Below are 1606 nucleotides of genomic sequence, written 5' to 3'. Positions count from 1 at the left end.
ATAATAAGAATCTGCAGTAGCCGTAGTCGAAGTTGATTTGTTAGCAAGTGTGTGCACATTAGTTCCCCTTACCTCATAGCCAATATCGAATGAATAGAAAAAACAACAGCCCCTGCAATGATTTTCTTGAATTTCATAAAACTCATCCTTCTATATTTACATGATTTTTGTAGCACGATTAACACTCTATCATGTTAATATATGGATTTCTATCTTATTTTGTAAAATGGTAATATATATCTATTTTTACAGGATTTTTATCGGTCGAGACCAGTACTTGAGTCCTAGTAGATTGAACTTGCCTTCCTTTGTCGCTGGCGGCAAACGCTGCGACCAGTGCATGCTGGCTTAGTATTGAACTAGGTTTAGACTCTTAAGTCCAGATATCTTTGAAAAGTGGAAAGAAACTTGGTAAATCCGCGAAAAGGCAGCAGGAAACCAAGGACTGTCAAAAACAGCCCCGCGTCCAGGTAGTTAGAGTCAGTTCGCGTTTACTTTGTAGCCAGGCCAGGAACAATGAAGAGCTCTTTGGTTTTCAGTCCCAATGTAATCACGGCTTTACCCAATTTGGTCAGGTAGTATTTGCGTGTGCCGGATACCTTCTTGATGAGGCCATGAATTCGCAGTCGTTTCAAGGGCGTGAGACGGAAGCTGGGCTTCGATCAGGGAGCAGCTTGCGGATCGATTTGTTCTGCAATCCGCTGATGTTAAACTCGCCATGCGTCAGTACCTGAAACAACTGATGGTCTTCCCGGCTGAAGAAATTAAAACCCTTGTAGCTCCTGTCATCTACTTTCTTGGACTTGGAAAGCTCATCGAGCTTCTTGGCACCGTCACTCGGATCATCGAGCGAAGAAACAAACGCCAGATAACGACGATTGGATGCCTTAAGGATTTGACTGAGCAGAAACAGGCTGTAGATGTTCTTCTTCATCGGAGCGACCTTCTGCGTCACGGTTCCATCGCGCTGCTGAACCTCCCGCGAATGCTTGAATTGCGAGACGTTATTCACCGTTGTCTCGATTCGCAGCACGTAACCAAATTTGTCGTACATCTTGATGGTGACTGCACCCATTTGGTGCTTGATTCTCGTACCGAGAATACGTTTGTTGAATCGATTGCCCATTTCGCCCTCATAGTTCCCATGGAGTTTTTGGCCCAGGAACGTGGCGATGTTTTCCGGTTTCACGGAATGAATGGCGGTATGCACGACCGCGTCGTATAGATGTCCCAGATCATCGGGATTTCGGAATACGACGTCGGTTGCATATTCGACCTGCATGATGCTCCAGCGATACATGACACCCAGTTTCTTGATCACCGGGCAGTAGCGGTTGGCTAAGATGTCGAACACCTGATGGAGATCTTCGACGCGGATATGATCGGACAACTGTTGCGCCTTTTCTCAGTCGCCGATGTGCAGGAATGCGTTATCCCGCATCCGATACTCGATGCCTTGTTTGGTTAAACGGGAGGCGAGCCAATTGTGTCCGTTCATGTAGAACTGCAAACGAAACGGACACCAAGTAGGAACTCGGAGATAACATAGTCCGAAATCCGGATCGATGAAGTAGAAGTAGTAGTGCAGACATTTGCTGGTATCGGT

2 protein-coding genes are annotated in these 1606 nt (G+C 46.1%); both read right to left on the bottom strand.

Annotation, left to right across the window (positions count from 1 at the left end; all coding sequences use genetic code 11):
- Positions 1 to 631: 631 nt before the first annotated feature.
- Positions 632 to 1390 (bottom strand): hypothetical protein, encoded by a 759-nt coding sequence (locus L1N85_RS26805; protein ID WP_235242067.1) that lies wholly within the window; start codon positions 1388 to 1390, stop codon positions 632 to 634.
- A gap of 15 nt (positions 1391 to 1405) precedes the next feature.
- Positions 1406 to 1606 (bottom strand): hypothetical protein (locus L1N85_RS26800; RefSeq protein WP_456238772.1); only part of this gene is annotated, 201 nt, incomplete at its 5' end.

This window comes from Paenibacillus alkaliterrae (assembly GCF_021532375.1).
GTDB lineage: Bacteria > Bacillota > Bacilli > Paenibacillales > Paenibacillaceae > Pristimantibacillus > Pristimantibacillus alkaliterrae.
Note: the sequence above shows the minus strand (reverse complement) of the source record. Positions and strands in the feature narration are given on the sequence as shown.